At 69.8% G+C, this 4,704-nt stretch carries 3 protein-coding genes; 2 read left to right on the top strand and 1 reads right to left on the bottom strand.

Annotation, left to right across the window (positions count from 1 at the left end; translation table 11 throughout):
• Window positions 1-158: 158 nt before the first annotated feature.
• Complete coding sequence (uvrA, locus tag GT042_RS04010; RefSeq protein WP_345943672.1) at window positions 159-3,065, bottom strand: excinuclease ABC subunit UvrA; 2,907 nt, start codon at window positions 3,063-3,065, stop codon at window positions 159-161.
• Window positions 3,066-3,313: 248 nt separating this feature from the next.
• On the opposite strand from uvrA, the gene GT042_RS04005 reads away from it, so the two are divergent.
• Window positions 3,314-4,009 (top strand): maleylpyruvate isomerase family mycothiol-dependent enzyme, encoded by a 696-nt coding sequence (locus tag GT042_RS04005; protein ID WP_161307307.1) that lies wholly within the window; start codon window positions 3,314-3,316, stop codon window positions 4,007-4,009.
• 10 nt (window positions 4,010-4,019) lie between these two features.
• The gene (locus GT042_RS04000; protein WP_161307306.1) at window positions 4,020-4,673 is read left to right on the top strand and encodes an MBL fold metallo-hydrolase; all 654 of its coding nucleotides are present in this window, start codon (window positions 4,020-4,022) and stop codon (window positions 4,671-4,673) included.
• The last annotated feature ends 31 nt before the right edge of the window (window positions 4,674-4,704 follow it).

Raw genomic sequence — 4,704 nt, 5'->3', positions numbered from 1 at the left:
CAAGACAACCCCCGGCCCGCCCCGGGTCGTTAAGCCCGCCCGGGTGCACCCTCCAGCCCGTCCGGCGATTGTGGAAATCGGTAAGCCGCGCCCGCGCACCGGACAGACGCACAAACAAGCCCGTCCGGCGATTGAGGACAACCGTTAGCGCGGCGCGGTCAGCGGGAGGCGGGCTTGCGGGTGCGGCGCGCAGGTTTCTTGGGCGTCGCGTCCAGGATTCGGTTCGGGTCAAGGATCTCGCGGAGGAACTTGCCCGTGTGGCTGGACGACTCCCCCGCCACCCGCTCCGGCGTCCCCTCCGCCACCACCAGACCGCCTCCGTTCCCGCCCTCCGGGCCCATGTCGATCACCCAGTCCGCCGTCTTGATGACGTCCAGGTTGTGCTCGATCACAATCACCGTGTTGCCCTTGTCGACCAGCCCGGACAGCACCTTGATCAGCTTGCTGATGTCCTCGAAGTGCAGCCCGGTCGTCGGCTCGTCCAGGACGTAGACCGTACGGCCCGTGGAGCGCTTCTGGAGCTCGCTGGAGAGCTTCACGCGCTGCGCCTCGCCGCCCGAGAGGGTCGGTGCGGACTGGCCCAGGCGTACGTACCCCAGGCCCACCTCGTTGAGCGTCCTGAGGTGGCGCGAGATCGCCGGGACCGCCTCGAAGAAGTCCAGCGCCTCCTCGATCGGCATGTCGAGGACCTCGGCGATGGACTTGCCTTTGTAGTGGACCTCCAGCGTCTCCCGGTTGTAGCGCGCCCCGTGGCAGACCTCGCAGGGGACGTACACGTCCGGCAGGAAGTTCATCTCGATCTTGATCGTGCCGTCGCCGGAGCAGTTCTCGCACCGGCCGCCCTTCACGTTGAAGGAGAAGCGCCCCTGGAGATACCCCCGGACCTTCGCCTCCATCGTGTCCGCGAAGAGCTTGCGGACGTGGTCGAAGACGCCGGTGTACGTGGCCGGGTTGGACCGGGGTGTGCGGCCGATGGGCGACTGGTCGACGTGGACGACCTTGTCGACCAGGTCGTCGCCGTCGACCCGGGTGTGCCGCCCGGGCACGGACTTCGCGCCGTTCAGCTCCCGGGCCAGGTGGGTGTAGAGGATGTCGTTGACCAGGGTCGACTTCCCGGAGCCCGAGACACCGGTGACGGCCGTGAGCACGCCCAGCGGGAAGGACACGTCGATGTCCTGGAGGTTGTTCTCCCGCGCGCCCTGCACCGTGAGCTGCCGGTCGGCGTCCACGGGCCGCCGGATCTCCGGGGTGGGGATGGACCGCTTCCCGGACAGGTACTGGCCGGTAAGCGACTCCTTGTTGGTCAGCAGCCCCTTCAACGGGCCCGAGTGCACGACCTTCCCGCCGTGCTCACCGGCCCCCGGGCCGATGTCGACCACCCAGTCGGCGACCTTGATGGTGTCCTCGTCGTGCTCCACGACGATCAGGGTGTTGCCCATGTCCCGCAGCCGGACCAGGGTCTCGATCAGCCGGTGGTTGTCCCGCTGGTGGAGGCCGATGGAGGGCTCGTCCAGGACGTAGAGCACCCCGACCAGGCCGGAGCCGATCTGGGTGGCGAGCCGGATGCGCTGGGCCTCGCCGCCGGACAGGGTGCCCGCCGCGCGGTTCAGCGACAGGTAGTCCAGGCCGACGTCGACCAGGAACCGCAGCCGTTCGTTGACCTCCTTGAGCACCCGCTCGGCGATCTTCTTGTCGCGCGCGTTCAGCTTGAGGCGGCCCAGGAACTCGGCACAGTCGCTGATCGACAGCGCCGCGATGTCGGCGATGGACTTGTCCATGACCGTGACCGCGAGGACGATCGGCTTGAGGCGCGTGCCGTGGCAGGTCGGGCAGGGCACCTCGCGCATGTACCCCTCGAAGCGCTCCCTGCTGGAGTCCGTCTCGGACTCGCTGTGCCGCCGCTTGACGAAGGAGACCGCGCCCTCGAAGGCGGGGGTGGTGTACGCGCGCTCCCGCCCGTACCTGTTCCGGTACCGGACCTCGACCTGCGTCTTGTGGCCGTACAGCAGGGCCTTCTTGGCGCGCGCGGGCAGCCCGGCCCACGGGATGTCCGTACGGAAGCCGAGGGCCTGCGCGAGCCCGCCGATCAGCCGGCCGAAGTACTCCTTGGTGTGGCCGTGGGACCAGGGGTGGATGGCGCCCTCGTCCAGGGACTTGTCCTCGTCCGGGACGATCAGCTCCGGGTCGACCTCCATGCGCGTCCCGATACCACTGCACTCGGGGCACGCGCCGAAGGGCGAGTTGAAGGAGAAGGAGCGGGGCTCCAGCTCCTCGAAGGACAGGTCGTCGTACGGGCAGTAGAGGTGCTCGGAGAACATCCGCTCGCGCTCGGGGTCGTCCTCGGGGAGGTCCACGAAGTCGAGCACGACCATGCCGCCGGAGAGGCCCAGCGCGGTCTCCACCGAGTCGGTCAGCCGGCGCTTGGCGCTGTCCTTCACCGTGAGGCGGTCGACGACCACCTCGATGGTGTGCTTCTCCTGCTTCTTGAGCGTGGGGGGCTCGGTGAGCTGGACGGTCTGCCCGTCGACGCGCGCGCGGCTGTACCCCTTCGTCTGGAGATCGGCGAAGAGGTCCACGAACTCGCCCTTCCGCTCGCGGACGAGCGGCGAGAGGACCTGGAAGCGGCTGCCCTCGGGCAGCTCCAGGACGCGGTCCACGATGGCCTGCGGCGACTGGCGGGAGATCGGCCGGCCGCACTCGGGGCAGTGCGGCTTCCCGATCCTGGCGAAGAGCAGCCGGAGGTAGTCGTACACCTCGGTGATCGTGCCGACCGTCGAGCGCGGGTTGCGCGAGGTCGACTTCTGGTCGATCGAGACGGCCGGGGACAGCCCCTCGATGAAGTCGACGTCCGGCTTGTCCATCTGACCGAGGAACTGCCGGGCGTACGAGGACAGCGACTCCACGTACCGGCGCTGCCCCTCGGCGAAGATCGTGTCGAACGCGAGGGAGGACTTGCCCGACCCGGAGAGCCCGGTGAAGACGATGAGGGAGTCACGGGGGAGGTCGAGCGAGACGTTCTTGAGATTGTGCTCGCGCGCGCCACGGACGATGAGACGGTCGGCCACGCCGGTCCGCACCTTTCTGAGGAGAGAAGCAGGGGCGCGCCCCTCTTCCGGACTTCGGGGCCCGGAGGGGTCGCGCCAGAGCGATGGGGTGCACGGGGCCCTGTTCTCGGGTGCCCGCGTGGTTCTGCCTACATGCCAGGATGCCTCTTCCGAGCTTATAGCACGTGCATTCGATTTACGGCCGTTCTCGGCCGCCTTCACCCGATCGGGTGGCGGCGCGGTCCCTGGCGGTCGCTATCGTCGGCTTCATGACTGATCACGTACGGGACCTGGCCTCTCTGCGGGAGGCGGACGAACGGCTCCTCCTCGCCGTCGCCTCACTGGACAACGCGAGCCTCGCCGCGCCGTCACGGCTGCCGGGCTGGAGCCGGGGGCACGTACTGGCCCACCTCGCGCGGAACGCGGACGCTCTGGTCAACGTCCTCGAAGGCCGGCCCATGTACACCGACGGCGCCGCCCGGGACGCGGACATCGAGCGGGACGCCTCCAGGGCCCTCGACGTCCACCTCACCGATGTACGTAACGCCGCGGCCCGCTTCCATCATTCCGCGGCCGTCCCCGCCGACTGGACCCGTACCGTCACCCTGCGCAACGGTGTGACCGACGCCGCTTCGCGGGTGCCCTTCCGGCGCTGGATCGAGGTCGAGCTGCACCACGTCGACCTGGGTCTCGACCGGACGCTCGAAGACCTCTCCGAGGAGTTCACCGAACTCGAGATCGACTTCCTCGCGGACCGCTTCTCGGGGAACGCCGCCGTCCCGCCGCTGACCCTCGCCACCCCCGAGGGGCGCACCTGGCGCACGGGCCGCGCTCCCGCCGGCGGGGACGAGCCCGAGACCGTCACGGGGTCCGCGCCGGACCTGATGGGGTGGCTCGCGGGGCGCCGGGACGGGTCCGCACTGGAGTTCGCGAGCGGCCCCCTTCCCGTCCTGCCCCCGCTATAGGCTGAGCCGTATGACGTACAGCGGAGCGGTGAAGGTCGGCGGACCTGCGGATGTGCACGAATTGCCCGACCTGGTGATCTCCAAGGTCGAGGTCGGCGCGATGGGCAACAATTCCTATCTGCTGCGCTGCCGGGCCACCGGTGAGCAACTGCTGATCGACGCGGCGGCCGACGCGGCGACGCTGCTGACCCTCATCGGCGACGACTCCATCGCGTCCGTCGCCACCACCCACCGCCACCAGGACCACTGGCAGGCGCTCGCGGAGGTCGTGGCGGCCACCGGAGCCCGTACGTACGCGGGGCGGTACGACGCCGAGGCCATCCCCGTCCCCACCGACGTCCTGGTCGAGGACGGGGACACGATCCGGGTCGGGGCGGTCGGCCTGACCGCCGTCCACCTGGTGGGGCACACGCCGGGTTCGATCGCGCTGGTCTACGACGACCCGCACGGCCACCCGCACGTCTTCACCGGCGACTGCCTCTTCCCCGGCGGTCCGGGGCGCACCGGCAATCCCACCGACTTCGGGACGCTGATGGACGGCCTCGAATCGAAGATCTTCGCGGCGCTGCCCGACGAGGCCTGGATCTACCCCGGCCACGGCGACGACTCGACCCTCGGCGCCGAGCGCCCGCACCTGCCGGACTGGCGCGCGCGGGGCTGGTAGGCCGCCCGCGCCGGTACGGCGGCCCGGGTCA

The organism is Streptomyces sp. SID3212, from assembly GCF_009865405.1.
In the GTDB taxonomy this organism is placed as follows: Bacteria; Actinomycetota; Actinomycetes; order Streptomycetales; family Streptomycetaceae; genus Streptomyces.
Note: the sequence above shows the minus strand (reverse complement) of the source record. Positions and strands in the feature narration are given on the sequence as shown.